Genomic DNA, 26,183 nt, shown 5'->3' on the forward strand with positions numbered 1-26,183 from the left:
GGTGCACCGGGAGCGTGAGCGCCGGGGACGGCGCTATGGTCTCGGTTTTAGTTGCCCGGGTGCGGAGGGTTGCCCTGGTGCTGGCTGCGCAGCAATGCGATCTCTGCCTCGAAGTCCTCGGAGGAGCTGAAGGACTTATACACGGAGGCGAAGCGGAGGTAGGCGACTTCGTCGAGTCGGCGCAGCGGAGGCAGGATCGCCAGGCCAATGTCGTGGGCGTTAACCTGGGATCCGTAGTCCGCACGAACGCTCTGCTCAACCTCGTGGGCGAGCAGCTTGAGGTCGTCATCTGACACATCGCGTCCCTGGCAGGCTTGCCTTACACCCTTGATGACCTTCTCGCGGCTGAATTCCTCCGTCACCCCGTTGCGCTTCGTTACGAGAAGGACCGAGCGCTCCATGGTGGTGAACCGAGTGAGGCATTGCAGGCACTCCCGGCGGCGGCGGATGGCAATTCCGCCTTCGACAACTCGGGAGTCCACAACACGGGAATCTTCACAGCGACAACTTGGGCACAGCACGCCACTAGTTTATGCCCAGCACGCAGAAAAAGCGCCCCGGCGGATTCCACAGTTCCCCCCAATTCGATCGCCACGGCACTACTCCGCCAACCCGAGCGGAAGATGGCTAGTCCGCCGCCTCGGCTGACGCGATCTCAGACACGGCCGCGGTGGCGGCAGGAGCCTGCTCGTCACCACCCTGGCCCATCGCCAACGGAGACAGTCCAAGGCTGAGTACCAATGCAATTCCACTCAGCAGCACCCCACCCCGGGAAGTGGCCACCCGGTTGGCAATATCCATTCCACGGCGAAGTGCAGAGGCCTGCGAAGCCATGACCCGCTGGGAACGAGCATTCGCTACCGGGTGAGCGAAGCGACGCTGCTGCACGAAGTTCGGAGTGAAGGCCCGCCCCTCACCATGAGTATTCGAACGTACATTCTTGCCGACGCCAGGTGAAACGACCCCGGAAAGCGACTCGGAACCTTCGAACAGGACCCGCTCAGTTGGAATAGCGACGCGTCGACCGGCGCGAGACGCAGCCGCAGGGGCGTGGGAAACGTTCTTAACGAGAGTCATAGTAGATTCCTTCCTCGTTCGAATTCCGATCATCAGCGCTGATCTTTCCGATGAATCACCGGTAACCAGCCGTTGGATAGGAGTGAATCATCCGCTAGGGACAGCGCCCCAACACCGCCTCACATGTATCGAACGGGTGTTCTAGGCGGCCACATCGAAAATATAGCACGCACGTTCGAAGAAAGTCGAGCGTTTTACCCCAAATATCGAACATGCAGGTGATACAGTGGGTGCCAGCGCGGTCGAGGCCTCCCTCGAACGCGGGAGCATAAGTTTTCAATCACAAGCCAGGTGGCACACGCAGCTGACTGCCGCCCGGGCCGCAAGGAGAGTTCACCGTGACGACGTCCCCCGAGTCCCCCCGTCGGCGCCCAGGCCGCCCCAAGAAGAGCGCTGCAGATGCGAAGATCAAGGGCAACCTGAGCTCCCGCCAACGCCGCATCCTGGAGGTCATCAAGGACTCCACGGTTCTCCGGGGCTATCCCCCAAGCATCCGCGAAATCGCAGATGCTGTCGGTCTCCAATCCACATCCTCGGTGTCCTACCAACTCAAGCAACTTGAGGAGAAGGGCTACCTGCGCCGGGAGGACAACAAGCCTCGCGCATTCGATGTTCGAGGCTACGAGGACCACACCAACCCCGGCCTCGTGAAGCCCGTGCCGCGGAAGCAGCCCAAGACCACCCCCGCTCCCGTCTCCGACGACCGCCCCGCAGCGACGTACGTGCCCGTCGTCGGCCAAATCGCCGCCGGCAATCCGATCCTGGCGGAGCAGAACGTGGAAGCGCAGTTCCCACTCCCCGCCGAGCTGGTCGGTACTTCCGACGAGCTTTTCCTCTTGCAGGTGGTCGGCGAGTCCATGCGCGATGCGGGCATCTACGACTCCGACTGGGTTGTGGTCCGCTCGCAGCCGACCGCAGATCAGGGTGACTTTGTCGCCGCCATGATCGACGGGGAGGCCACGGTCAAGGAACTGCACCACGATGAGGACGGTGTGTGGCTGCTCCCCCACAACGATCTGTTCGAACCAATCGCCGGCAATGAAGCGCAGATCCTCGGTAAAGTCTCCGCGGTCCTGCGCAAGATCTAACCCAAGTTTTTGGATTAAGTGGGTATCTAAGCGTGCTTTCAGCTCAGCGTCGTCGACAAATCACCTCGCTTGCCGCCGTGCAGGGCAAGGTCACCGTCACCGAACTCGCGGCCCAGTTTGGGGTCACGGCCGAAACCATCCGTCGGGACTTAGCCCAGCTTACGGCCGAGGGCAAGCTCTACCGGGTCCACGGCGGGGCCGTCCCGGCACGGCAGTTCCAGACCGACTACGTCCCCCTGGAGACGCGGAAACACTCCGCCGCGCTCGCCAAGCATGCGATCGGCAGGGCCGCAGTGCAGTTCGTTCCCCTCGACGGCGGAACCATCTTCCTGGACTCCGGAACCACCACGGCGATGATCGCCGAGGCCATCGTCGAGCATGCCGAGAGCATCGACAAGAACTACTCCCTGTCCGTCGTGACGAACTCGCCGCACAACGCACTGTTACTCTCCACCGACCCCCGCATCAAGGTGCAGCTGCTGGGTGGCAAGATCCGCGCCCAGTCGCAGGCGGTGGTGGGAGATGTTGCCCTCCAGACATTGGCGCTGTTGCACGCTGATGTGGCGTTCATCGGCACCGACGCCTTCACCCTCACTCACGGGCTGTCCACCCACGACGCGGCCGAGGCCGCCATTAAGCGCGCGATGATTGCCTATTCAGACAAGGTGGTCACCCTGTGCGATTCGACGAAATTCGGCCTGGACTACATCGTGAGCTTCGCCGAACCGGAGAAGATCGATGTGGTCATCACCGATAGCTCCGCCCCCGAAGGATTCATCGCCCAACTCAACGACACTGGCATTCAAACGGTGGTCGTCGACCAGCAAGGGTAGCTGCCGGGCTCCCGAACTCCCACACGCACCGGGGTCGGCAGCCCCGCCCCCTGCTTCGCCCAGGCCAAGCCTCCCCCGCAGGCAGCTCCCATCCGATCCGCAACGACAGGCACCCACTCACGGGACTTAGCGCTACGAGATGTAGCGCCCCTCGCCGAAGTTGTCGTAGAGGTAGCGCAGCACCGGGTAGCCCAGGATGATGCCCACCGAGCCCCAAGCAATGCCCTCCATCGGGATGGAGCCCACGTTCAGAGTCAGGTTGCCGATGCCGACGATCATCGCCACCGCAGCAGCGGTGAGGTTCACCGGGTCCGTCAACGAGACCTCGTTATCCATCCAAATGCGCACCCCGAGCAGGCCGATCATGCCGTAGAGCACGAGCGTTGCCCCGCCCAACACGCCCACCGGGATGGTAAGAATCGCGGCGCCAAACTTCGGGATGAAGGCCAGCACGATCGCCGTTGCGGCAGCCACCCAATACGCGGCCGAGGAGTACACCTTCGTCGCCGCCATCACGCCAATGTTCTCCGCATACGTGGTGGTACCGGAGCCACCACCGGATCCAGCGAGCACCGTGGACATGCCATCGGCCATCAACGCCTTGCCTGCAAGATCGTCGAGGTTACGGCTAGTCATCGTCGACACGGCCTTCACATGGCCGACGTTCTCAGCGATGAGGACGACCACCACTGGCAGCGTGATCGTCACGGCGGTCACCGTGAATTCCGGGGTCTCGAAGTGCGGGAAGCCGATCCACGCGGCCTCACCCACGTGCTGCCGCGCCTCCTCAGAAACACCGCCCGAAAGGAAGGCGAAGCCCCAACCGGTCAGCACGCCCAAAAGAATTCCGAGTCGCGCCACCATTCCGCGGCCCATCACTGTGAACAGGAGGATCCCCAGCAGCGTCACGCCGGCGATCAGTGGCTGCTCCTGGACGTTTCCCGTCGAGGTGGGAGCGAGGTTCAACCCGATCAGGGCCACGATCGCACCAGTCACGGCCGGTGGCATCACGGCATCCAGCACCTGGCGTCCGGCGAGCTGGACCACGAGACCGATCACGAACAGCAGCGCACCGGTGGCCACAATTCCGCCGAGCTGTGCCGCGAAACCCTCCGCTTGGGTTGCCGCCAGCGGGGCGAGGAAGGCGAAGGAGGAACCGAGGTAGGACGGTAGTCGGTTGCGGGTCACCAACAGGAAGAGGATCGTCCCGAGTCCGGAGAACAGCAGGGTGGTGTTCACCGGGAAACCCGTGATCGTCGGCACCAGGAGGGTCGCACCGAACATCGCGATGACGTGCTGCATACCCACGCCGATGGTGCGTGGCCACGAGAGGCGCTCCTCAGGCTTAACGACCCCACCCGGTTCGATGTCGCGGCCGTTGCCGTGCAAATCCCACCCGAAGAACGAGCCGCGGTGCTCCGTCTTCTCTCCTGGCCCGGGCGTGCCCGGCTCCGAACTACCTGCTTTGTTCTGCGCGTTGAGCGCCCCATTGTCCTTAGTCACGGCCATAACACTACTGCAGCTAAGGAGGGTTCAGTGCGTCAGCTCCGCGTCCCGCGCGCTGCGGGCGGATTAGCTGGTCGCAGCGCCGTCGACGTCCAGATCGTCGTGGTGTCGGTCAGTCACGCGGAAGGCGTCCAGTTCCCGGGCGAGCTTCTTCGGGACGCGAGCGGTGAGGACGGTGCCGGTGGCGTCGTATTCCTCCTGTGTGACGGTACCCAGGTCGTGAATGCGGGAGACGACGTCGCCCCGGTCGAACGGGACCGCGAACACTCCCATCTCGTCCAGTGAGTTTAGGAAGAGCTCGAGCCTGGTCTCCAGCTCGTCGATGCCCTCCCCGGTGTGTGCGGAGACGAACACCACGTCGTTGAGCTTGTGGCGCAGCTCGGCGAGGACCAGCGGATCCGCCTTGTCGATCTTGTTGACCACCATGATCTCTGGCGGGGCGTCCTGGCCACTCTCGGCGACGATCTCGCTGATCACCGTGTTCACCGAACGGATCTGCTCGAGTGGGAAGGGGTCGGAGCCGTCGACGACATGCAGAACGACGTCCGCGGCCATGACCTCCTCCAGCGTGGAGCGGAAGGCTTCGACCAGCTGCGTCGGCAGGTGGCGGACGAAGCCCACGGTGTCGCTGAAAATCACGCTGCGTCCATCGGCGAGTTCCGCCTTGCGGGTCGTGGGGTCCAGGGTGGCGAACAGCGCGTCCTCGACGAGCACACCCGCGCCAGTCAGCGCATTAATCAGCGAGGACTTTCCTGCGTTGGTGTACCCGGCGATTGCGACCTGGGGAACCGCAGAGGCGTCGCGGCGCTGGCGCTTGGTATCGCGGGAGGTCTTCATCGCCGCGATTTCCTTGCGCAGGCGTGCCATCTCGGCGCGCAACCGGCGACGGTCGGCCTCGATTTTTGTCTCACCCGGGCCACGCAGACCGACGCCACCGTTGGAGCCAGCCCGGCCACCGGTCTGTCGCGACAGCGAAGTACCCCAGCCGCGAACCCGGTTGATGAGGTACTCCATCTGAGCCAGGGAGACCTGCGCTTTGCCCTCGCGGGACTTCGCGTGCTGCGCGAAGATATCGAGGATCAGCATGGTGCGGTCGATGACCTTCGCGTTCAGCGCGTTCTCCAGGGCGATCATCTGGCCCGGGCTCAGCTCACCATCGCAGATCACGGTATCCGCGCCCGTGGATTGGATGATCTCCGCAAGCTCGCTGACTTTGCCGCGGCCGATATAGGTGCCCGGGTCCGGCTTATCGCGCTTCTGGTAGACCGTCTCCAGGACCTCGGAGCCAGCGGTCTCAGCAAGGGCAACTAGTTCCTCCAGGCTCGCTTCGATCTGCGCGATTGTTCCCTCAGTCCACACCCCCACGAGGATGACCTTCTCCAAGCGAAGCTGGCGGTACTCGACCTCAGTGATCTCGGATTGATCGTCCGTGTAGCTGCTGACCCCTCTGGTCAGCCGCCGGAGGCTGGAACGCGCCTCCAGATCGAGCTCACCGATGGTCGGACTCTGCTGAGATTCGAGTTCGAAATCCTCGCCTTCCGACGAGTCTGAAAAAAGATCGACAACATTATCTGAATTTGAAGCCATTGCCTTCCAGTTCTACACTGTCACCTGCATAAAAGAAAGTAAATAGCGGGCTTATCCGGGGCGTAAACCCCGGCGGTGTCCCCACTCGCTCATGCTCCTTTCACCGGCTGTGGGCCGGGACGCTGAGCACGTGTCAACCCCGCTATCCCACTCCCCGAGTTTTAAGGCGTTGGTTCCCATGGCTACTGCATCCCACAAGGAGATTCCCGAACTCAGCAGCGTTGGACTGGCCTATCCCCAGTGGCAGGATGCCCTCGAGGCCGCTTATGCCTCCGGCCAGCTCTCGGTCATCGGGGAGGTATCGGGCGGCCAGGTCCTCCAGTACGCGGACGCCTCCGGGGCGACGCTGACGATCCTCGCTGCCCCGCCGTATGGCTCCTTCGTGGGCCTGCACCCGGCAGGTCAGCTGTCCACGACGGGGCACGTGACGATGGTCAACGACCTCATCGGGATCGTGGACATCGTCGCCGATAGCCCGATGCTGCAAGTCAGCGGGGCAAGCGCCCCAGTCATCGCTTCCTTCACCGCGACGGTTGGTCAAGGCCCCATGATCGCTGAGCAGGAGCCGCTGGAGTACCAGCCGCTCTCGATTTCCGCGTTGGCCACGGATGTCCGCATCTTCCCGGACGCTGTCGCCTTCGCCGAGTCCGGCGGCACCGAGGTCGGCTCTGTGAACTCCCGGGGACTATCCGAGCTCAACAACGGCGCTACCTCCCCGCACGCCCAGGCCACGGTCGCGGTCGAGGTTTCCGAAGCGGAGTTGAAGACGAATGAGCTTAACGGCCAACAGTTCTGGGTGTTGACCTGCCGCCGCCCGTTCGAGTTCTGCCTCGCGGTCGCCGCGGATCACCCCGACCTTCCGACGGACGCCACCCGCCCACCGTTCGCCACCCCTGGCGCTGTCATCAGCGGGGACGTCCAGTTCGCCATCAGCATTAATGATCCTGGTGCCTGTAGCCCCGGCGGCTGCGGCAGCGGGGATTGTGGCTGCGGAGGCCACTAGCTCTAGGTGTTTCCCCGCAGCTCGTCGATGACCTGGTCGGCGAGCAGGCCAGGGTCGGCGAGAGTCGCATCCAACCAGTGGATCCGCGGGTCACGGCGGAACCAGCTGCGCTGGCGGCGGGCATAGCGACGGGTTCCCACGACCGTATCCTCCCGGGCCTGTTCCATGCTGCACTCCCCCGCCAGCGCGCTTAAGACCTGGGCGTAGCCAATCGCTTTGCCGGCCGTGGATTCCCGACTCAGCCCAGCTGCGGCCAGTCCCTCGACCTCCGCGACGAGACCAGCGGCAAACATACGATCGACGCGAGCCTCCAGTCGGGGGTTGAGCCAATTCCCCGGGGCGTTGAGCCCGAAGATCCTCGTCCCCCACCGGGTGGGGACATTCTTTGGTGGTTGCGAGGCCGCGAAGGGTTTGCCCGTCAGCTCGATGACCTCCAAGGCGCGGACAATGCGGCGCGGGTCCTTTTGCTCAATGATGTCTGCCGCATCGGGATCCTTGGAACGCAATACCTCATGGAGTGCTTCCACCCCGATGCGATCCTGTTCGGCCATCCACTTCGCCCGCACCGCCGGGTCGGTCGGCGGGAACTGCCAGTCGTCGACCAGCGCCTGCAGGTACATCATCGAGCCGCCGACGATGATCGGACGGGCACCGCGGGCCTGGATCTGTTCCACCGTCTCCCCCGCCATCGCGCGGTACGCAGCCACGCTGGCCGTGTCGTCGACGTCCAAACAGTCGAAGAGGTGGTGCGGGAATTCGGCGCGTTCAGCGCGGGATATCTTGGCAGTGCCGATATCCATGCCGCGGTACATCTGCATCGAATCGCCGTTGATAATCTCCACCGGCTGATCCAGTCTGCGCGCGAGTTCGAGGGAAAGCTCGGATTTACCGGAGCCCGTGGGCCCCACGATCAATAGTGGACGCAGGCTGTCCGCTGCGGTTACCCCGGCGGGTGCGGTGAGCGGCGAATCTGTTTGAGAGTTATCCATGGCTATCACCGCCAAATCTTAGTCTCCGGACGCCTTAAAGCCTCAGTTAGGCGCGGTCTTGGCCGGGGCATCTGCCATAATGAGTCCGCAACGAGTATTTCCGCTCGCGGAGCCGGTGACTGACGTGCAAAGGAAGAAAGCATGACCGACAAGCAGCAGAGTTCCCAGCCCCAGACCGGGGCTGTCCGCCCGAAGCCGGGCCCACGCCCAGGCCCGGGTGCCATGCCCAAAAAGGTGAAGCCCACCCCGGGGATGAAGGCGCAAGCTCCTGTGTCAGTACACCCGGTCAGGTCCAATCCAGCGGACTTCGGGCGAGTCGACGCCGACGGTGCGGTGTGGCTGCGCCGGGAAGGCCATGAGGACCGCGTTGTCGGGCAGTGGCAGGCTGGAGCTCCCGAGGAGGGTCTAAAGCACTTCGGGGCGAAATTCGATGACCTCGCCACACAGGTCGCCACGCTCGAAACACGGCTGAGCACCCAGCCGGAGCAAGCGGCAACGATCAAGGCCTCGGCCAGCGAGCTGCTCGACGGACTGGATGATGCGGAGGTCGTGGGCGACCTCAATGCCCTGCAGACCAAGCTTGAGGCGTTGCTGCGGGACTGCGACAAGGCGCAGCAGGAGGTCGCGCAGGCCAAGGCGGAGCGCAAGGACCGGGCCCTCCGGGGTAAGAAGGCACTTGCCGAGGAGGCTGAGAAGCTGGGCGAAAGCTCGACCGAGTGGAAGGCAACGGGAGACCGTTTCCGCGCGATGGTCGACGAGTGGCGAGGATTCCGCGGCCTTGATAAGAAGACCGACGATGAGTTGTGGGAGCGTTTCTCCCGGGCTCGCGAGCAGTTCAATAAGCGCCGTGGGGCTCACTTCGCAGACCTCGATAAGCAGCGCGAGGTGGCACGCCGAAAGAAGGAAGAGCTCATCGTCGCCGCGGAGGAGCTCCAGCACTCCACCCGCTGGGCGGAGACGTCGGCAGCCTACCGCGATCTGATGGACCAGTGGAAGGCCGCCGGGCACGCCCCGCGCAACGTCGACGACGAGCTGTGGGAGCGCTTCCGCGCTGCGCGCGAGGTATTCTTCAACGCCCGCAAAGCGGATCAGGATGCCCGCGACGAAGAGTTCGAAGAGAATGCGACCAAGAAGCAGCAGCTGCTCGACGAATACTCCTCCCTGATCGACCCCAAGGCTCACCTCGACAACGCCCAGCGCCTGCTGCGGGAGCTGCAGGAGAAGTGGGACGAGATCGGCTTCGTGCCGCGGGCTAAGATCCGCGAATTCGAGGACAAGATCGGGGCGATCGAAACGCGGGTCACGGACGCCGTTGAGGAGAAGTGGCGCCAGACCGATCCGGAGCTGCAAGCTCGCGTCGACCAGTTCTTCGCCAAGGCGAAGGATCTGCAGCAGCAGGCCAATGAGGCCAAGGAGGCTGCGAAGGATAAGCTCGCCGCTACCCTGCAGGAACAGGCCGATCAGTGGCGGCAGTGGGCGGAGACCGCACAGGCCTCCACGAAGTCCGAATCCGACTCCGAATCCGAGGAAAACTAAAAGAGGGGGCTCGAAGCCCCCTAGCCCTAGCTCTTTGTCAAGAGCTAGGGCTTGTCTTTAGCCTTCTTGGCCACCGATGTTCTTATCGCCGTCGGTTTTCCGGCGGCGCTGCTTAGCGCGAGCGCGGCGATCATCGACGATGTCCTCGAGCTCAGCCTTGGGCCATTCCTCGACGCCCGTGCGTAGGCGCTGCTGGGCGGCCTGGGCCTCCGCAGAACGGTGCGCCTCCTCGCGACGGGCGGCCGCGAGCGCGCGCTGCAATGGATTACGGCGGAACAGCACCCACGTGATCATCACGAACAAGATCGTCATGCCGATCGCACCAATGACCAAGCCATAAGAAGGCGGGCCGGCCGGGTCGGTGACCGGGCGAGATTGACGCATCCAGATCGCGAACACGCTATACCACCAGCCCACGCCTGCGAAAGCCCAGTTGACCCACGCAACCAGCCAGGATCGAGAGACGATCGTTCCGATGGTCAGCATGACGCCGCCCAGGACGGCGAGGGTGGCGTACACCCGTTCCGGCATGGTGATTTGGAACTTCTGTGCGGTCGGCGAGTTGAAGAGCACATCGATGCCCAGCACGTCCCGGGAGTGCGGCAGGAAGAGGGAGACGAGCACCAACATGAGGCCGAGAGCCATGAACGGCAGCTGCTGGCGGTAGTCGACCATCTTCGCGGCCTTCTCCTCGGCGGCGGTGAGGTCGCCCCGGTAGGCGGCCAGCGGATCCTTGCCCTGCGTGTCCTCGGTGGCGCCGGCTACGCCGGGCTTGCTTTCCTGCGGCGAATCGGCGGAATTCGCGTCGTTCTTTTTAGTCACAGCCACACCCTTCGTGGACGTTGTTGGGCGCCGCGGTTGCATCAGCCTGGGGCCTAATACCGATGGTTGGCACGCCGAGGCTCACCCCGATCGGCGCGGTGGTCGGGGTCTGGCCAGCACCCGACATGTCGCCGGCCTTGGTCAACCGGTGGTTGACGAGTGGGCCGTCCGCAATGAGGAAGAACGGACGGGCGTCGGTAATCGTGACTTCCACTATATCCCCAGGACGAACGTCCTCGCTTGGGGTGAAGTGCACGAGCCGACCGTCCCGAGCACGGCCCGACATGCGGTGGCGCTGGGCGTCCTTGCGGCCACCGGTCTCCTGGACCAGCAGTTCCTGGGTCGTTCCCACCAGCTCCTGGTTGTCCTCGGCCTGGATGCGCTCCTGCAGCGCGATGAGGCGCTCGTAGCGCTCCTGCACGACGGCCTTGGGGATCTGGTCTGGCATGCTAGCTGCCGGGGTGCCGGGGCGTGGCGAGTACTGGAAGGTAAATGCGCTGGAGAAGCGCGCCTTCTCGACGACGTCGAGGGTCGCCTGGAAGTCCTCCTCCGTTTCGCCGGGGAATCCCACGATGATGTCGGTCGTGATGGCCGCGTGTGGAATGCGTTCGCGGACCTTGTCCAGGATCCCCAGGAATTTCTTCGAGCGGTAGGAGCGACGCATCTCCTTGAGGATGCGGTCGGAGCCAGACTGCAGGGGCATGTGCAGCTGGGGGCAGACATTGGGGGTCTCTGCCATCGCATCGATGACGTCGTCGGTGAATTCAGCAGGGTGAGGGCTGGTGAAGCGCAGCCTCTCGAGACCTTCGATCTCGCCGCAGGCGCGCAGCAGCTTGGCGAATGCGCCCCGATCTCGCGGCAGGTCCTCGTCGGCGAAGTTCACGCCGTAGGCGTTGACGTTCTGCCCCAGGAGGGTGACCTCCTGCACGCCCTGGTCCACCAGCGCCTGAACCTCAGCGAGGATCTCCCCCGGCCGGCGGTCCTGCTCCTTGCCTCGGAGAGAGGGCACGATGCAGAAGGTGCAGGTGTTATTGCAGCCCACGGAGACCGATACCCAACCCGAGTAAGCGGATTCCCGCTTTGCCGGGAGCACGGAGGGGAATTCCTCGAGGGAGTCGAGGATCTCAACCTCTGCCCGCTGGTTGTGGGCGGAACGCTCCAGCAGAGTGGGCAGCGAGCCGATATTGTGGGTGCCGAAGACGACGTCCACCCAGGGGGCGCGGTCGACCACCGCGTCCTTGTCCTTCTGCGCCATGCAACCGCCAACGGCGATCTGCATGCCGGGATTGCGATCCTTCATGGGCTTGACCATGGCGAGCGTTCCGTAGAGCCGGTTATCCGCGTTCTCCCTCACCGCGCAGGTATTGAAGACGAGGACGTCTGGTTCCTCACCGTCCGCCGCAGGTTGGTAGCCCGAGTCCTCGAGGAGCCCGGAGAGGCGCTCGGAATCGTGAACGTTCATCTGGCAGCCGAAGGTGCGGACCTCGTAGGTGCGCTGTTCAGGCTGCTCAGATGCGGAAGTTTTCTTCTCCATAGCGTGAGTCACGTGTGCAGATCCTACCCCCAGGGCGGGGGCGAACACGAACCGTGTCACGTTCGCTACTGCCCCGCCCGCCGGCACCCCGCGCTAACTAGATTTGAGTTCGGCGAGCTGCTGATCCAACGCCTCACGGGCGTATGCCAGGCTGGTGCCCGCGGGAAAACCGCGGCGGGCAGCGACCCCCACCACTCGCTTGAGGAATTTATTGTATTCCGCGCGGTCCGCAGGAACGGCCCGAATGCTCGCGGCCTTCTTGTCGATCAGTCCACGCATGATCGCGTCCTGATCCTCCTCGTCGACGAGCTCCACCGCAGCCTCGATGTGTTGCTCGGCGACCCCCTTATCCCGCAGTTCGCGGCGCAGCACAGCGACAGATTTCTTTTGATTCCTGCTTCTTTGCTCGACCCAGAGCCTCGCGAACTCGCCGTCATCGAGCATGCCGTTGCGCTGGCAGCGCTCGACGACTTCCCTGACGAGTTCCGGGGCATAGTCCTGCTTGAGTAGCCGCTCCTCGAGCTCCGCCACCGAGCGCGGGCGATGGTTGATGAGGCTTTGCGCCCGGTTGATCACCGGGGCGAGAGCCTCCTCCTTCTCCCGATCAACGAGCTGGCTACCGCTCCCCTGCGTCCAGGACGCGATTGCCCGCCGCAGCGCGGCAATCTTCTGTTCCCGGCTCTCCGGGGCACCCCCAGCTGTAGCCCAATGGTCGTCTGCGTTGCCTTCAGTCACAGCGGGGCCTAGTTCTCCGTCTCGACGTCTGGGTCATCGAAGTTCGGAACCACGTCGATGGGCTTATCCTCATCGGCGATGGGCTCGTCCTTCGCCTTGGCGTAGGGGCCAACCTTGAGCTCTTGCATGATGCGATCCTCTAGCTGTTCGGCCAGCTCGGGGTTGGACTTCAGGAACTCGCGGGCCTTTTCCTTGCCCTGGCCGAGCTGTTCGCCCTCATAGGTGAACCAGGACCCCGACTTCTTGATAATCCCGGCGTCCACGCCGAGGTCGAGGATCGAGCCCTCCCGAGAGATGCCCTCGCCATAGAGGATGTCGAACTCCGCGATCTTGAACGGTGGCGAAACCTTGTTCTTCACGATCTTCAACCGGGTGCGGTTACCCACCACGTCCTGGCCGTCCTTCAGTGCCTGGATGCGGCGGATGTCGCAGCGAACGGAGGCGTAGAACTTCAGGGCCTTACCACCGGTGGTGGTCTCCGGAGAGCCGAACATCACGCCGATCTTCTCACGCAGCTGGTTAATAAAGATCGCGGTAGTGCCGGTCTGGTACAGCGCGCTGGTCATCTTGCGCAGCGCCTGGCTCATCAGTCGAGCCTGGAGACCCACGTGAGAATCTCCCATTTCGCCGTCGATCTCCGCCTTGGGGGTCAGCGCTGCCACGGAGTCGATGACCACCACGTCGATCGCGCCAGAACGCACCAGCATGTCCGCAATCTCGAGGGCCTGCTCGCCCGTGTCCGGCTGGGAGACCAGCAACGCATCCGTATCCACGCCCAAAGCCTTGGCATACTCCGGGTCCAGTGCGTGCTCGGCGTCGATGAAGGCTGCAATGCCGCCGCCCTTCTGAGCTTCAGCAATGGCGTGCAGCGCGACGGTGGTCTTACCCGAGGATTCCGGCCCGTAAATCTCTACGACACGGCCACGCGGGAAGCCTCCGATACCCAGAGCAACATTGATGGCGATATTGCCCGACGGGATTGCGCTAATGGGTGGGCGATTGTCATCGCCCAGTCGCATGATCGCCCCCTTGCCGAAATCCTTCTCGATCTGGGCCATTGCTAGATCGAGAGCCTTGGAGCGATCCTTCTGTGCCGCCGTGGTGGCCTTCTTCTTTGGCGCCATGACACCCTCCTCGTTTTCGCGTCTGTGTTTTCGTTCTTGTCTTAATCAGTTCAAGCCGACAACGTGGCGTCACCTCGCCCCGCGTCCGCGCGGCGAGGGCGAAAGCTATTGTCTTCCGCTTGGGGCTAGTTCTATCACCCGCAGCGGACACCGACCTCGCCCACCTGCGCTCGCTGTGGGCAGCGATGGCGGCTATCCACAGGGGCAAAGAGGTACTGGCACGTTGTTCGGATTTAGTTATAGGACACCGGGCAGACACGCAGCGCGCCACCCACCACCTCGAACCACATTACACGAACCTTTGTTCGATTTATTCGAACGGCGCGCCGCGATCTTTCGCGGGTTCTCCGCACCCCTTAATCCCCCGTTAAGCAACGCACATGAGCCAACAATCTTCCCCCTCCCGAAGGCTCAGTCATCCTCCCCGAGCATCCGCTCTTCGGGAATGTCGAAGTCGCGGCAGAGCTCCCACCACACATTTCGTGGCTCTTCACCAGCCTCGATCGCCTCCTCGGCGGTCTTCCCCAGCCTGGACAACACGTGGCTTTCCACGATCCAGCCACCGTAGGTGGCGCCAAACTCGCCCGCGATAAGCCGGTCAAACTCGGTTCTCCTCATGCCCGGACGCTAGCACAAAAATAGTTGAACAAAATGGGAAGCTTTGTTCAATGACTTGTTAATATGTCCATCGATGAAAACTCTCAATGTTCGCGATCTGGGCGCGATCGTCGCATTCGCCGCCCTGACCATCGCACTAGGCGCAGTAACCATTCCAGTCGGCTTCACCGGTGTGCCGATCGTCCTCCAGAACATGGGCGTGATCCTCACCGCCATGATCCTCGGCTGCCTCCGTGGCGGGCTATCCATCAGCCTGTTCGTCGGCGTCGGCCTCGTGGGCGTGCCGAACCTCGCTGGGTGGAGCCCGACGATTTCCGCGATTTCCGGCCCCAGCATCGGCTACATCGTGGGCTATATCTTCGCAGCCTTCATCGTTGGTGCAATCTCTCAAGCAATCCTCGGCCGCTGCAACCGCACTGATCAACCCGGACAGAGCTGGTCTTCCATCGTCGGGCTGACAATCGCGGGTGTGATCGGTATGGCCGTGATGTACCTTTTCGGTTCCGTCGGGCTGATGTTCCGGCTCGGCCTGGATTTCCCGGGCGCCCTGGTGTCCAACACTCCGTTCATCCTTCCCGACCTGATTAAGTGCGTCGCCGCGGCTGTCATCACCTTCGGTGTCTTCCGCGCGGTACCTCACCTGGTTCCGGCCGCGAACCTGCGCTCCCGCAACTAGATTTCCCTCCCCCCCCATGCCTCTCATCGAGTTCCGCGACCTTACCTTGCGGGGTATCGGCCGCTCCCCCGACGCCCCGCCCATTCTCGATTCGATCAGTCTCCGGCTCTCCGAACACCGCATCGGCATCATCGGCGCCAACGGCTCCGGGAAGTCTTCGCTGGTGCGGTGCATCAACGGGCTCAACATTCCCGACGAGGGTGAAGTCACCGTCGATGGACTCTCCACCGCCAAGCGCGCCGGGGATATCCGCCGCCAGGTGGGCTTCCTGTTCTCCAACGCGGATAACCAGATCATCATGCCCACCGTTGCTGAGGACGTCGGGTTCTCCCTGCGCGGCAAGAAGCTGAACCGCCAGGAGAAGCGCGCCGCCGTGGCCGAGATTCTCGACCAGCTTGGGCTGGCGGGCAAGGAAGAGCAGTCACCCCACACCCTCTCCGGCGGAGAGAAGCAGCTCCTTGCGCTGGCGTCGATCCTCGTGATGAACCCACGTCTCATCATCGCCGATGAGCCGACCACGCTACTCGATCTGCGCAACCGCCAACGTATCGCCCGCACGCTGGCGTCATTGGAGCAGCAGCTGATCGTGGTGTCGCACGACCTGGAGCTCTTCGAAGGCTTCGATCGGGTCATTTGGATCGACGATGGTCGCATTCGGGCCGATAGTGCCGACGAAGATTCCGTCACCACTGTGCTCTCGGATTACCGGACGTGCATGCTGTGAGACTGCCCCGCATCAATACCGCGGCCCCGGTTCTGTACATCCCGACGGGCTCGGTCATTCATAGGCTTCCCGCCGGAGCGAAGCTCACTGGTCTCATTGCTTTTCTCGTGCTCGCCGCCATCTTCGCCAAGACTCTGGTGGCTGGCGCGGGCTGTGTGGTGGCCGCGGTTGTCGCTTACGCTCTGGCGAAGATCCCCTGGCGCACCGCGCTACGCCAGCTCATCCCGATTCTCATCATTCTGCTGGCTTTCGGCGCGCTGACGTGGTGGCGCAGCGGTCTGAACGAAGCCCTGGTGCGTTTCCTAGTGCTGTGGGCCTCGGTCTCCGTAGCCATCCTGTTGACGATGACCACCAAGGTCTCCGACCTCCAGCGCGCCGTGGAACGGGCACTCGCCCCGGCTGCCACCATCGGCCTGCCGGTGGACAAGATCTCCCTGGCCATCAGCCTGACGATCCACATGATCCCCCTGCAGCTGCGCACCATCAACGAGGTCGTAGAAGCACAACAGGCCCGTGGCGGAAAGTTTTCCGCCCGGGCCTTGGGCATCCCCCTGGTGATCCGCACCCTGCTTCGCGGCCGGGAAGTCGGCGAGGCGCTGCAGGCGCGCGGGGTGGGCGACTAAGCGCCCACGAGGAAGGGTTTAGTTGCCTTCGCGCAGCTGACGCATGCGCTCGGCAACGGCGTCCGCATTCGGCTGCGCCTGCTGGTCGGCAGACTGTGCAGTGCCAGCCGACCCGGAAGTGCTGGCGTCGATGGACTTCTGGGCCGAACCGCTGATCTGCCCCTGCTCCTTGCGCATCTCCGAGCGGATCTGTTCCAAACGGGAGTGCCCCGCGAGCTGGGTGCTGGCTTGGTTGATGTCCGCCATGCGCCCCTGCACCGAGTTCTGGGCGAGTTCCGCCTGCCCCAGCGCACGTGCGTAGCGGCCCTCGATCTTCTCCCGCACCTGGTCGAGGTTCGGCGAGGAACCGGATACGGCCTGGTTCATCGACTGCAGGGATTCCGCGACCTTCTCCTGCATCTTCGCCTGCTCCAGCTGGCTGAGCAGCTTGGTGCGCTCGGCCACCTTCTGCTGCAGCTGCATGGCGTTGCGCTCAACTGCCTGCTTGGCCTGGTTGGCCTGCTGCAGCGACTGGTCGTGGAGGCCCTTGAGATCCTCTACGGACTGCTCCGCTGTCACCAACTGGGCGGCGAAGGCCTCAGCGGCGTTGTTGTACTCCGCAGCCTTGGCCGCGTCGCCATTGTTCTGTGCATCGTCCGCCAGCTTCAACGCCTGGCGAGTATTGTCCTGGAGCTTCTCCACCTCAGCCAGCTGGCGGTTGAGCTTCATCTCCAGCTGGCGCTGGTTACCGATGACCGCTGCTGCCTGCTGAGACAGCGCCTGGTGCTGGCGCTGAGCTTCCTGGATGGCCTGCTCGATCTGGATCTTCGGATCCGCATTCTCTTCAATCTTGGAGTCGAAGAGAGCCATGAGGTACTTCCACGCCTTAGTGAAGGGATTTGCCATGCGGCCTGCACTCCTTGGGGATAACTATCGACAAAATTTTTGCCCGCCCCGTGGGAGACGAGCCTCATCTGCGCTAATTTTAGCAGCATCCGCGCTGCCAATAGTGCTTAGTTCACGCGCACCATCGACGAAGCCAGCTCTGCCGCTGCCGCGTCAAGGGTCATCATGGACGCCGCTTCGAGGATCGCCGAAGCAACGCTGATTCCCATAGCGTGGCACACGCTCGCGAGCAGCTCGGAGGAAACTTCCTTACGCCCCCGCTCCAGCTCCGAAAGATAACCGGGGCTGACGTTGGCGAGCTTAGCCAGCTCGCGGAGGGTGAATCCTGTCTGCCGACGCGTATCCCGCAGCGTCGCGCCGAGAGCTTCGCGCAGCAGCGGCTCGTCACTGGGTGCCATCGGCATGGAGGCATCCCAGTTCTGCTCCAATACGTGTTCCGCGCTGAAGTCATCCAGCTTGTCCGCCGAGTGGGCTCGCTGAGCGCTCCCGCGGGAAGTCTCTGGACTGCGCGAGGGGGAATCTAGCAGCAAAATATTTTCTACCATCATTACCTCTAACGATCCTGGCGGACTATTTGTTCCCGTCGCCGGCGATCCCGAGGATCATCTCCAGCGCACCATTCACAGCGAGCTGTCGGATCACGGCGCGTGACCGGGTTCCGAGATCCAGGGTACGTACGGTCGTTCCCCCGGCTCCTGCGGGCGCTGACAACCCGATATGCACCTCGCCGACCGAATGGCCGTCCTGCCCATCCGGCCCCGCCACACCAGTCAGCCCGATGCCAATGCTCGCCCCGCAACGCTGCGCCGCACCCTTGGACAGCTGGACCGCCACCGCAGGGTCGACGGGGCCGCGCTTGCGCAGCAACTCCCGGTCCACCCCCGCCAGCGTGGCTTTGAGGTCTGTCGCGTACACCACCAGGCCACCGCGCAGTACAGCTGAGGCCCCCGGAATATCGGCGATGCATGCGGCGAGCATTCCCGCAGTGAGGGATTCAGCGGTGGCCAGTGTCCAGCCTCGTTCCCGGCAGGTGTCGATCACCTGGGCGGCTAGCTCCGCCGCCTGCGCGCGGAGCGCTTCCAGCGAGTTTTTCCCAACCTGCTGCACGATCCTGCCCAGCCCTCTCGACTAGTTCTGTTTCCGGGAGTCCACCATGTACTGCAGTCCAGTCACCACGGTGACCGCGACAGCCACGGCCATGACCCCGTGCCCGATCCAGGCGACGGCACCTGCCAGCGGCATGATGTACAGCGCGACGGCAAGCGTCTGCAACACGGTTTTGAGCTTCCCACCCTTGGAGGCCGGGACCACCAGCCCGCGCCGGGCGAGAACCAGCCGCCACAGCGTGATGCCGAGTTCGCGGACGACGATGACCGCAGTGACCGTCCACCACAGTTCGCCCAGCAGGTTGAGGCTGATGAAGGCCGCAAGCATCAGCAGCTTGTCGGCGATCGGATCGGCAAGCTTTCCGAAGTCCGTGATCACCTCATACTTGCGCGCGAGGTACCCGTCCAGCTGGTCGGTCACCATCAGCAGCAAGAAGACGACAAGCGCCCACCAACGGTCCGCCCGAGCGGCGGCCTCGTCCGGCCACGCCCCTGTGCCCGCGATCGCCCACAGGAAGATGGGGATCAGCAGGATGCGAATGGTCGTGAGAACGTTCGGCACGTTAAAGCGACGCACAAAACGACCAAATGCGCTCAGCGTATCTGGTTGCGTGTTCCGCTCCACTGTTGTCTCCACGCTGGTAATTCTACCTACCTGCGGGATCTTTACCGAAACCGGCATCGCTTGCATGCGTAGGTGCTGGCTCCTCGGTCACCCCGGCCTGCTTCTGCTGGGCCTTCTTCCCCACCGTGAGGCTCAGCACCGTCGTAATGGCCAGCGTCAACACGATGAAGATCAAGGAGAACTCGACCGACACCTCCGGGACGGAAACATTACCGCCACCGTTGATGAACGGCAGGTTATTTTCGTGCAGCGCGTGCAGCACCAGCTTCACGCCGATGAAGGCGAGGATGATGGACAGCCCGTAGGAAAGGTAGACCAGCTTCTCCAGCAGCCCATTCAGCAGGAAGAACAGCTGTCGCAGCCCCATCAGAGCCAGTGCATTGGCGGTGAAGACGATGTAGGGCTCGCTGGTGATGCCGTAGATCGCGGGAATCGAATCCAGCGCGAAGAGCACATCGATGAAGCCGATGGCCAACAGCGCGACGAGCAGCGGGGTCACCACGAGGCGCCCCTTGCCGGAAGACTTCTTCTTTCCTTCGACGTCGCCGGTCGCACCGCCCTCCCGAACGAAGAGGCGGTCCGAATGAACCTTGTCCGTCACCGGCACTGCCTTGCGCAGGATCCGGATGATCTTCATGTCGTTGAGGTCGGTCTCCTCGGCGCCGGTGACCTCGTCGTAGGCCAGCTTCGCGGCGGTCCACAGCAGGAAGATGCCGAAGAGATAGAACACATCGGACCAGCGTGCGATCGCAGCCGCGCCAAGCCAGATAAAGATGCCGCGCAGGGCAAGTGCCATAAGGATGCCGGCGAGCAGTACCTTCTGCTGGTACTTCCGCGGAATCTTAAACGTGGTCAGGATCAGCGAGAAGATGAACAGGTTATCGACGCTGAGCGCCTTCTCGGTGATGTAGCCGGCGAAGAACTCCAGCCCGTGTTGGTGAGGATTGCCCGGCTCGCCCCAGGTGAACCACAGGAACACCCCGAAGGCCATCGCCAGGCCGACGTAAAACGCCGACCAGAGTGCGGACTCCTTCAGCGTCGGCTCGTGCGGTGTGCGCACGTGCGTAAGAAAATCGAAAACAAAGAATCCGAGCACCACGACAATCGTGATGATCCAGGTTAAGGCGTTAACTTCCATTGGTTCCTCCGGCCCTTAAAGCGTGTTCAATGACCGGAGGTCTCCCCCGCCAGGCGTCAACGCGACCTGACCGGAGTGGCCGGGTGAGCGCCACGCCGGCAGGGTTGAGGCCTGCTCGCCGCCGCTCCGCCGTGTTGACGACCGACTCCGTGGATTGGGGTACTCCCCTCCATCGGGAGCAATGCTACACCAGCGAGCAGACAAGGTCCGCACCACCCGCCGGGGCGTCCCCGCAGGCGTGCCTTAGAAAGCCCCCGAGGGCGGGCTGGCGGGAATGACGCGCGTCTGAGTGTCGTCGTCGCCGTCGTTACCAGCCGAATCCTCGCCGGACGTCGTCGGCGGTGCCGCGTTCTCGGGGGCCTCCGCACCTTCGTCCTCGTCGAGCACGTCCTTCGGGGCATCCTCTGGGTCGGCGCCCTTGATCATCCAGATGATGGTCTCGAGCTCCTCCGGCTTGACCAGCACCTCACGTGCCTTCGAGCCCTCGGATGGCCCAACGACACCGCGGGTCTCCATCAGATCCATGAGGCGGCCGGCCTTGGCGAAACCGATGCGCAGCTTGCGCTGCAGCATGGACGTCGAACCGAACTGCGACGTCACGACCAGCTCGACTGCCTGGATGAGGTCCTCGAGGTCGTCGCCGATGTCGGCGTCGATGTTCTTTTTCGCCTCGGCGGACTTATCCTCGGTGACTCCCTCCGTGTAGTCCGGCTCAGCCTGCGCCTTAGCTGTCTCGACGACAGCGAAGATCTCCTCGTCGGTGACGAAGGCTCCCTGCATGCGAATGGGCCGCGGAGCACCCTGCGGGATGAACAGCCCGTCGCCCATGCCGATGAGCTTCTCGGCGCCTGCCTGGTCGAGGATCACGCGGGAGTCCGTCAGCGAGCTCGTCGCGAAGGCCAGCCGGGACGGCACGTTCGTCTTGATCAGGCCCGTGACGACGTCCACGGACGGGCGTTGGGTCGCCAAAACCAGGTGGATGCCGGCGGCTCGCGCCTTCTGGGTGATGCGGACGATGGCGTCCTCAATCTCGCGCGGGGCGGTCATCATGAGGTCAGCGAGCTCGTCCACCACACAGACGATGTACGGGTACGGGCGGTATTCGCGCTCCGAGCCCAACGGGGTGGTGATCTCCCCGGACTTGACCTTGCGGTTGAAGTCCTTGATGTGACGCACGCGGGTGGCCTTCATGTCCATGTACCGCTGCTCCATCTCCTCCACCAGCCAGGTCAGCGCGGCGGCTGCCTTCTTCGGCTGGGTGATAATCGGAGTGATGAGGTGCGGGATGCCCTCGTATGGAGTCAGCTCCACCATCTTCGGGTCGATGAGGATGAGGCGGACATCCTCTGGCGTGGCGCGGGTGAGCAGGGAGACCAGCATCGAGTTCACGAACGCGGACTTACCGGAGCCGGTGGAACCGGCAACCAGCAGGTGTGGCATCTTCTGCAAGGAGTGCCCCACGAAGTCGCCCTCGATGTTCTTGCCCAGGCCGATGAGCATCGGGTCCTGGTTGGCCACGACGTCCGCGGAGCCCAGCACGTCGCCGAGGCGAACCATCTCGCGGTCGGAGTTCGGCACCTCGATGCCGACGGCGGATTTACCCGGGATCGGGGTCAGCAGCCGGACGTTATCCGTGGCCACCGCGTAGGCGAGGTTAGACTGCAGATTCGTGATCTTGGAGACCTTCACGCCGGGGCCGAGCTCGATCTCGTAGCGGGTGACCGTCGGGCCTCGCTGGAAACCGGTGACGTGGGCGTCGACGTTGAATTCCTCGAAGACCTCCGTGATCGCGTCGATCATCCGGTCGTTGGCGTCGCTGCGTTCCTTCGCCGGCTCGCCCGGGATCAGCAGTTCGGTGGACGGCAGGACGTAGCTGCTCTCTGCCCCCTGCGGTGCGGCTGGGGACGAGGACGCCTCCGACGCGGTGGCGTCCCCGTTTTCGTTCTGCTCCTCGGTCTTACCCGCAGCCAGTGCGGCAGCGTCGATGCCGGAGCGAGCGACGATAGCCTGGCGCATGGCCTCGCGGGACTGGTTGACAGCCTTGTCTCCTGCCTCGCGCTCTTCGGCGTGGCTGCGCCCGGCAGCGGGCTCGGCCTGCGGAGATTCCTCGCGCGCCGCGGGGATCGCGGAACGCTGTTGGGCACGAGCGGGCTTGCGGCGTGGCGTGCCCTCCTCCGGGCTAGCGGCGACATCGAGCACCGCGGTCTCATCCGTATCGGAGACCAGTGGGAGTGGCTCATCGATATCATCCGGCACAGCTGGCTCGGGCTGCCGTGGCGCGGCGGCGCGCGGCGCCGGGGCACTGCGGCGGCGGGCTCGGCGGGCAGGCTGCGCGGGCTCCTCCTCCACCGGGTAGTTAGCCGCCGGGGATTTCTTACGGCTGCGGGTTGGCAGGAAGTAGTCGTCTTGATCCACGGCCTCATCGAGGCGCTGGTCGATTTCGCCGTACGGATCGTCGTCGTACTCCTCCGAATCCCGGGAGAAGCGTTCACGCAGCGCGTCGAACGTGCCCTCGAGCCCCAGCCAGGAAACGGATCCGGCGAAGAACTCGGCGACCGTGCGGCCGGTGAGCTGCAGGGCACCGTAAATCATGATGAGGAACAGCAGCGGAACGGCAACGTAATTACTGAAGCCCACGGACATCGGCGTGCCGATGAACTGTCCGACGATGCCGCCCGCTCCAGCCTTATCCGCGGTGCTGGTCGGAAGACCAGCGAAGATGTGAATGATCCCCAGCAGGGATCCGGCGACAAGACCCACGCCGAGGCCGCGGCGCAGGTCAGAGCTCTGCGTCGTGCGAACTCCGAACATCAGGATCCAGGCAAGCCCCAGCAGGACGACCGGGACGATGTACGCCCCCACACCGATAGCCCAGGTCAGCGCGTAGGCGATGCCTTTGCCGACCGCGCCAGCAACGTTGAACCACAGGGTGGCGGCGAGAATGATCGCAACACCGCCGCTGACGAGCGCCGGGCCGTCGAAACCGCCGCCGATCTGGCGTGGCCCCTCCTCGTCGAACTCATCGCCGTCGAACTGCGTGTCCTCGACCGGCGCCATCTCCTTCGCCGCCTGCTTCTTGCGTCGGGGACGCCGCGGCTGGGTGCCGTCTTCGTGCTGCTGAGAGGCCAAACCTTCTACTTTCTTCTTTGACGTGCGGGCTTGTGGTCGGTGCGCGGCGAATTCGGCTGCGTCTGAGTCCTCGCTCTCATGCCGGGGGCGCCGGAGCGCGCCACCGATTCCGCTGGCTACCGAGTCCGCGATCGTTTTGATGCTTCCGCCCACGGCACGGTAGGCACTGCCCGTCCTACCAAACTCCATGTCGGAGGCCGAACTACCCGATCGCGCGGTCTTGGCCGTCGACGCACCGGGGTCGACGGAGAGGTCCTCGTCGATCCCCATGCGTGGGGCACGGCGCCTCGCAGCTGGGCGAGAATCCCGCTGACCGGGGCGGGAGGGAGAGCGCCGGGAGCGGTTGCGGGAGGGCGACGTGCCGGGACGGTTTCTGACAGACATGTCCGCCATATTAGTCCCAGTAGTCACATGTTTAACACTTTCAACACGCCTCGCAGTGGGTTTCCTGGCGAGAATCCCGGTTATCCGGGCACAGAGCTCCCCTCCCCCACCGCCCCGCGGGGCGACATAAGGACGGGGACGAAAAGGAAGACCGGGCCGTGGGTCACCGCGTGTGTCACGGCGAGCCCCCGGCCCGGTCAGCCAGTTCAGTCGTTATTGAGCAGGCACGGACGGTGCGTCCTCCAGCTCCTCAACGATCTCGCTGGTCATCGGAACCACGGTCGGAACGATGAGCGGCTTGCGGTTCCACTTATCGGAGACATGGCGGGCGAGACGACGACGCAGGGTCTGAGCCATGCGGTAAGGGTTATTTTCCCCCTCACCGGCCAGATCCATCATCACGTCGTCGGCGATCTCGCCGAGCTCCTTGAGCAGGTCCTTGGCATCCCCAGAGAAGCCTTTGGCCTGGATGTGCGGGGCCTCCAGCGGACGGCCGGTGCGGTTGTCGATCACCACGGATACGGCGATGAGGCCACCCTCGGCCATCGCGGTGCGGTCCTCGAGGGTATCCGCGTCCACGTCGCCCATGCGGGTGCCGTCGACGTACAGGTTGCCCACGGTGATCTGACCCACGACCTTCGCATGCCCGTTGTGCAGGTCCACGACCACGCCGTTCTGGGCGAGCGGGACGTTCTTCGGGTCCACGCCGGTGGAGATAGCCAGATCGCGGTTGGCGCGCAGGTGGCGCCACTCGCCGTGCACCGGCATCGCATTGCGCGGGCGCGCTGCGTTGTACAGGAACAGCAGCTCCCCTGCCAGGCCGTGACCAGAGGTGTGGACGTTGGCGTCGCGGCTGGTGACCACCGTCGCGCCGATCTGCGACAGCATGTTGATCACGCCGAACACTGCCTCCTCGTTACCCGGGACGAGGGAGGAGGAGAGAATGATCAGGTCGCCGCTGCGGACGGTGATCTGGCGGTGCTCCCGGCGTGCCATGCGCGACAGCGCGGCCATCGGCTCGCCCTGGGTACCGGTGGTGATGAGAACCACCTTGTGCGGAGCCATGCGGGAGGCCTCGTCCATGGAGACGATGGTGCCGCGCGGGGCGTTCAGGTAGCCCATGCGCTCTGCGATCTCCATGTTGCGGATCATCGAGCGCCCGGTGAAGGCCACCTTCCGGTTCGCCGCGACCGCCGCGTTCACGGCGGACTGAATGCGGGCCACGTTGGAGGCAAAGGACGCCAGAATCACGCGCTGCTTCGCGGCGCGGATCAGTCGGTTCAGCGTCGGGGCGACGTCCGCCTCGGAACCGGAGAATCCCGGGGTTGCGGCGTTGGTCGAGTCGCAGAGCATGAGATCCACGCCCTCGTCGCCGAACCGGGACAGCGCCGGCAGGTCCGTCGGACGGCCGTCGATCGGGGTCTGATCGAGCTTGATGTCGCCGGTGTGGATCACCAGGCCGGCCGGGGTCTTCAGCGCGATGCCCAGGCAGTCCGGGATGGAGTGGTTGACGTTCCAGAAGCGCAGGTCAAACGGGCCGTAGCTCACGTGCGACTGGTCGTTGACCTCGACGATCTTCGGGCGCTGGCGGTGCTCCTGGGTCTTGGCCTGGATGAGCGCTGCGGTAAAGCGAGAGGCAACGATCGGGATGTCCGCGCGCTGCTTGAGCAGCCACGGGATCGCACCGATGTGGTCCTCGTGACCGTGGGTGATCACGAGAGCCTCGACGCGGTCCCACTTATCGTCCAGGTAGGAGAAGTCCGGGAGGATCAGGTCCACGCCCGGCTCGCCGCTGGATGGGAAGAGCACGCCACAGTCGATCAGCAGCAGGCGACCGTCGTACTCGAAGACGGTCATGTTGCGGCCGATCTCGGAGATACCGCCGAGGGCAACGATGCGCAGCCCACCCTTGGGCAGGGCCGGTGGCTCTGGGAGGCGCTTGGTCAGGTCTGCACCCTGCATGGCCTGCAGCGCACCGCGACGACGGTCGCCACCGCGGCCACGGCGGTTGTTGCCATTGCGGCCGCCGGACTTGGACTTGTTTCCGCCGCGACCGGAGTTGTTCTGGCCACCGCGGTTATCGCCGCCCTGCTTATCGCCGTTGTTGGAGCCCTTGGAACGGCCACGGCCACGGGAGCGGCGGTTGCGGGAACGGCTCCCGCCGTTCCCGCCGTTGTTATCGCCACCGTTGTCGCCGCCGGAGCGCTTGCCGCCCTTGCCGGAGCCCTCGCTGGCGCCGGAGTTCTGGGCTGCCTGCTGGCCGCCGTCGTTGAAGACGGTCGCGGCCTCAGCGTTACTCACGCGGTTCTTGTCGGCGCGTTCGCGCTGCTGCTCAGCGCTCGCGTTCCCCGCATCGGATTGTGCAGCAGTTTCCGCGCTCGGCGGAGCCGCCTTTCGGGTTACCTTGCGTCCCCGAGAACGATTTTCAGTCATATTATCCT

24 protein-coding genes are annotated in these 26,183 nt (G+C 64.0%); 7 read left to right on the forward strand and 17 right to left on the reverse strand.

Features of this window, described 5'->3' with window-relative positions; translation table 11 throughout:
• Positions 1 to 47: 47 nt before the first annotated feature.
• Both nrdR and HMPREF3097_RS02645 read right to left on the reverse strand, forming a co-directional pair.
• On the reverse strand, positions 48 to 521 hold the full coding sequence (gene nrdR, locus HMPREF3097_RS02640; protein ID WP_070760735.1) for a transcriptional regulator NrdR: 474 nt from the start codon (positions 519 to 521) through the stop codon (positions 48 to 50).
• A 106-nt stretch (positions 522 to 627) separates the two neighbouring features.
• On the reverse strand, positions 628 to 1,077 hold the full coding sequence (locus HMPREF3097_RS02645) for a cell wall hydrolase (RefSeq protein ID WP_070760737.1): 450 nt from the start codon (positions 1,075 to 1,077) through the stop codon (positions 628 to 630).
• A gap of 338 nt (positions 1,078 to 1,415) precedes the next feature.
• On the opposite strand from HMPREF3097_RS02645, the gene lexA reads away from it, so the two are divergent.
• Positions 1,416 to 2,165, forward strand: coding sequence for a transcriptional repressor LexA (gene lexA, locus HMPREF3097_RS02650; protein WP_070759013.1), 750 nt, complete (start codon positions 1,416 to 1,418; stop codon positions 2,163 to 2,165).
• Positions 2,166 to 2,197: 32 nt separating this feature from the next.
• Positions 2,198 to 2,998, forward strand: coding sequence for a DeoR/GlpR family DNA-binding transcription regulator (locus HMPREF3097_RS02655; RefSeq protein ID WP_070760738.1), 801 nt, complete (start codon positions 2,198 to 2,200; stop codon positions 2,996 to 2,998).
• Positions 2,999 to 3,130: 132 nt separating this feature from the next.
• Here the strand turns inward: HMPREF3097_RS02655 and HMPREF3097_RS02660 are convergent, their stop codons facing one another.
• Together HMPREF3097_RS02660 and hflX are read right to left on the reverse strand one after the other, a co-directional pair.
• Positions 3,131 to 4,507 carry a uracil-xanthine permease family protein gene (locus HMPREF3097_RS02660; RefSeq protein ID WP_070760740.1) on the reverse strand — a complete coding sequence of 459 codons (1,377 nt, stop codon included), beginning with the start codon at positions 4,505 to 4,507 and terminating at the stop codon, positions 3,131 to 3,133.
• Positions 4,508 to 4,570: 63 nt separating this feature from the next.
• Positions 4,571 to 6,091, reverse strand: a complete 1,521-nt coding sequence (gene hflX, locus HMPREF3097_RS02665) for a GTPase HflX (RefSeq protein ID WP_070760742.1) — start codon at positions 6,089 to 6,091, stop codon at positions 4,571 to 4,573.
• A gap of 178 nt (positions 6,092 to 6,269) precedes the next feature.
• On the opposite strand from hflX, the gene HMPREF3097_RS02670 reads away from it, so the two are divergent.
• Positions 6,270 to 7,094 (forward strand): hypothetical protein, encoded by an 825-nt coding sequence (locus HMPREF3097_RS02670; protein ID WP_070760744.1) that lies wholly within the window; start codon positions 6,270 to 6,272, stop codon positions 7,092 to 7,094.
• Positions 7,095 to 7,096: 2 nt separating this feature from the next.
• Here the strand turns inward: HMPREF3097_RS02670 and miaA are convergent, their stop codons facing one another.
• Positions 7,097 to 8,083, reverse strand: a complete 987-nt coding sequence (miaA, locus tag HMPREF3097_RS02675) for a tRNA (adenosine(37)-N6)-dimethylallyltransferase MiaA (protein ID WP_070759018.1) — start codon at positions 8,081 to 8,083, stop codon at positions 7,097 to 7,099.
• Between the two features lie 141 nt (positions 8,084 to 8,224).
• On the opposite strand from miaA, the gene HMPREF3097_RS02680 reads away from it, so the two are divergent.
• Positions 8,225 to 9,619, forward strand: a complete 1,395-nt coding sequence (locus HMPREF3097_RS02680) for a DUF349 domain-containing protein (RefSeq protein WP_070760746.1) — start codon at positions 8,225 to 8,227, stop codon at positions 9,617 to 9,619.
• Positions 9,620 to 9,676: 57 nt separating this feature from the next.
• Here the strand turns inward: HMPREF3097_RS02680 and HMPREF3097_RS02685 are convergent, their stop codons facing one another.
• The 5 genes from HMPREF3097_RS02685 to HMPREF3097_RS02705 form a co-directional block, all read right to left on the reverse strand.
• Entirely contained in the window at positions 9,677 to 10,441 is a 765-nt protein-coding gene (locus HMPREF3097_RS02685) for an Rv2732c family membrane protein (protein WP_070760748.1), read from the reverse strand.
• Positions 10,434 to 11,987, reverse strand: coding sequence for a tRNA (N6-isopentenyl adenosine(37)-C2)-methylthiotransferase MiaB (gene miaB / locus HMPREF3097_RS02690; protein ID WP_371260067.1), 1,554 nt, complete (start codon positions 11,985 to 11,987; stop codon positions 10,434 to 10,436). The genes HMPREF3097_RS02685 and miaB overlap by 8 nt, the downstream gene beginning before the upstream one ends.
• Before the next feature lie 81 nt (positions 11,988 to 12,068).
• The gene (gene recX, locus HMPREF3097_RS02695) at positions 12,069 to 12,710 is read right to left on the reverse strand and encodes a recombination regulator RecX (protein WP_070760751.1); all 642 of its coding nucleotides are present in this window, start codon (positions 12,708 to 12,710) and stop codon (positions 12,069 to 12,071) included.
• An 8-nt stretch (positions 12,711 to 12,718) separates the two neighbouring features.
• A complete protein-coding gene (gene recA, locus HMPREF3097_RS02700; RefSeq protein WP_070759023.1) occupies positions 12,719 to 13,834 on the reverse strand; it encodes a recombinase RecA in 1,116 nt (371 codons plus the stop codon).
• A gap of 411 nt (positions 13,835 to 14,245) precedes the next feature.
• The gene (locus HMPREF3097_RS02705; protein WP_070760753.1) at positions 14,246 to 14,452 is read right to left on the reverse strand and encodes a DUF3046 domain-containing protein; all 207 of its coding nucleotides are present in this window, start codon (positions 14,450 to 14,452) and stop codon (positions 14,246 to 14,248) included.
• A gap of 43 nt (positions 14,453 to 14,495) precedes the next feature.
• On the opposite strand from HMPREF3097_RS02705, the gene HMPREF3097_RS02710 reads away from it, so the two are divergent.
• From HMPREF3097_RS02710 to HMPREF3097_RS02720, 3 genes are read left to right on the forward strand one after another with little or no spacing between them, the layout of a single operon-like run.
• Positions 14,496 to 15,128, forward strand: a complete 633-nt coding sequence (locus HMPREF3097_RS02710; RefSeq protein WP_070760755.1) for a biotin transporter BioY — start codon at positions 14,496 to 14,498, stop codon at positions 15,126 to 15,128.
• A gap of 16 nt (positions 15,129 to 15,144) precedes the next feature.
• Positions 15,145 to 15,852, forward strand: coding sequence for an energy-coupling factor ABC transporter ATP-binding protein (locus tag HMPREF3097_RS02715; protein ID WP_070760757.1), 708 nt, complete (start codon positions 15,145 to 15,147; stop codon positions 15,850 to 15,852).
• On the forward strand, positions 15,840 to 16,475 hold the full coding sequence (locus tag HMPREF3097_RS02720; protein WP_070760759.1) for an energy-coupling factor transporter transmembrane component T family protein: 636 nt from the start codon (positions 15,840 to 15,842) through the stop codon (positions 16,473 to 16,475). Before HMPREF3097_RS02715 ends, HMPREF3097_RS02720 begins: the two co-directional genes overlap by 13 nt.
• Positions 16,476 to 16,493: 18 nt before the next feature.
• Here HMPREF3097_RS02720 and HMPREF3097_RS02725 read toward each other — a convergent pair whose 3' ends face one another.
• From HMPREF3097_RS02725 to HMPREF3097_RS02755, 7 genes are all read right to left on the reverse strand, one after another.
• Positions 16,494 to 17,360: a PspA/IM30 family protein gene (locus HMPREF3097_RS02725; protein WP_070759028.1), complete on the reverse strand. Its 867-nt coding sequence runs from the start codon at positions 17,358 to 17,360 to the stop codon at positions 16,494 to 16,496.
• Positions 17,361 to 17,467: 107 nt separating this feature from the next.
• Positions 17,468 to 17,764, reverse strand: a complete 297-nt coding sequence (locus HMPREF3097_RS02730) for a helix-turn-helix domain-containing protein (RefSeq protein ID WP_371260070.1) — start codon at positions 17,762 to 17,764, stop codon at positions 17,468 to 17,470.
• A gap of 166 nt (positions 17,765 to 17,930) precedes the next feature.
• Complete coding sequence (locus HMPREF3097_RS02735) at positions 17,931 to 18,467, reverse strand: CinA family protein (protein ID WP_070760763.1); 537 nt, start codon at positions 18,465 to 18,467, stop codon at positions 17,931 to 17,933.
• Between the two features lie 21 nt (positions 18,468 to 18,488).
• Positions 18,489 to 19,103 (reverse strand): CDP-diacylglycerol--glycerol-3-phosphate 3-phosphatidyltransferase, encoded by a 615-nt coding sequence (pgsA, locus tag HMPREF3097_RS02740; protein WP_070759031.1) that lies wholly within the window; start codon positions 19,101 to 19,103, stop codon positions 18,489 to 18,491.
• A gap of 10 nt (positions 19,104 to 19,113) precedes the next feature.
• Positions 19,114 to 20,229, reverse strand: a complete 1,116-nt coding sequence (locus tag HMPREF3097_RS02745; protein WP_070760765.1) for a TerC family protein — start codon at positions 20,227 to 20,229, stop codon at positions 19,114 to 19,116.
• Positions 20,230 to 20,472: 243 nt separating this feature from the next.
• On the reverse strand, positions 20,473 to 23,751 hold the full coding sequence (locus tag HMPREF3097_RS02750) for a DNA translocase FtsK (RefSeq protein ID WP_070760767.1): 3,279 nt from the start codon (positions 23,749 to 23,751) through the stop codon (positions 20,473 to 20,475).
• A 204-nt stretch (positions 23,752 to 23,955) separates the two neighbouring features.
• The gene (locus tag HMPREF3097_RS02755) at positions 23,956 to 26,175 is read right to left on the reverse strand and encodes a ribonuclease J (RefSeq protein ID WP_070760769.1); all 2,220 of its coding nucleotides are present in this window, start codon (positions 26,173 to 26,175) and stop codon (positions 23,956 to 23,958) included.
• Positions 26,176 to 26,183 lie beyond the last annotated feature (8 nt).

The sequence above is a fragment of the Corynebacterium sp. HMSC27B11 genome (genome assembly GCF_001815985.1).
Classification (GTDB): domain Bacteria; phylum Actinomycetota; class Actinomycetes; order Mycobacteriales; family Mycobacteriaceae; genus Corynebacterium.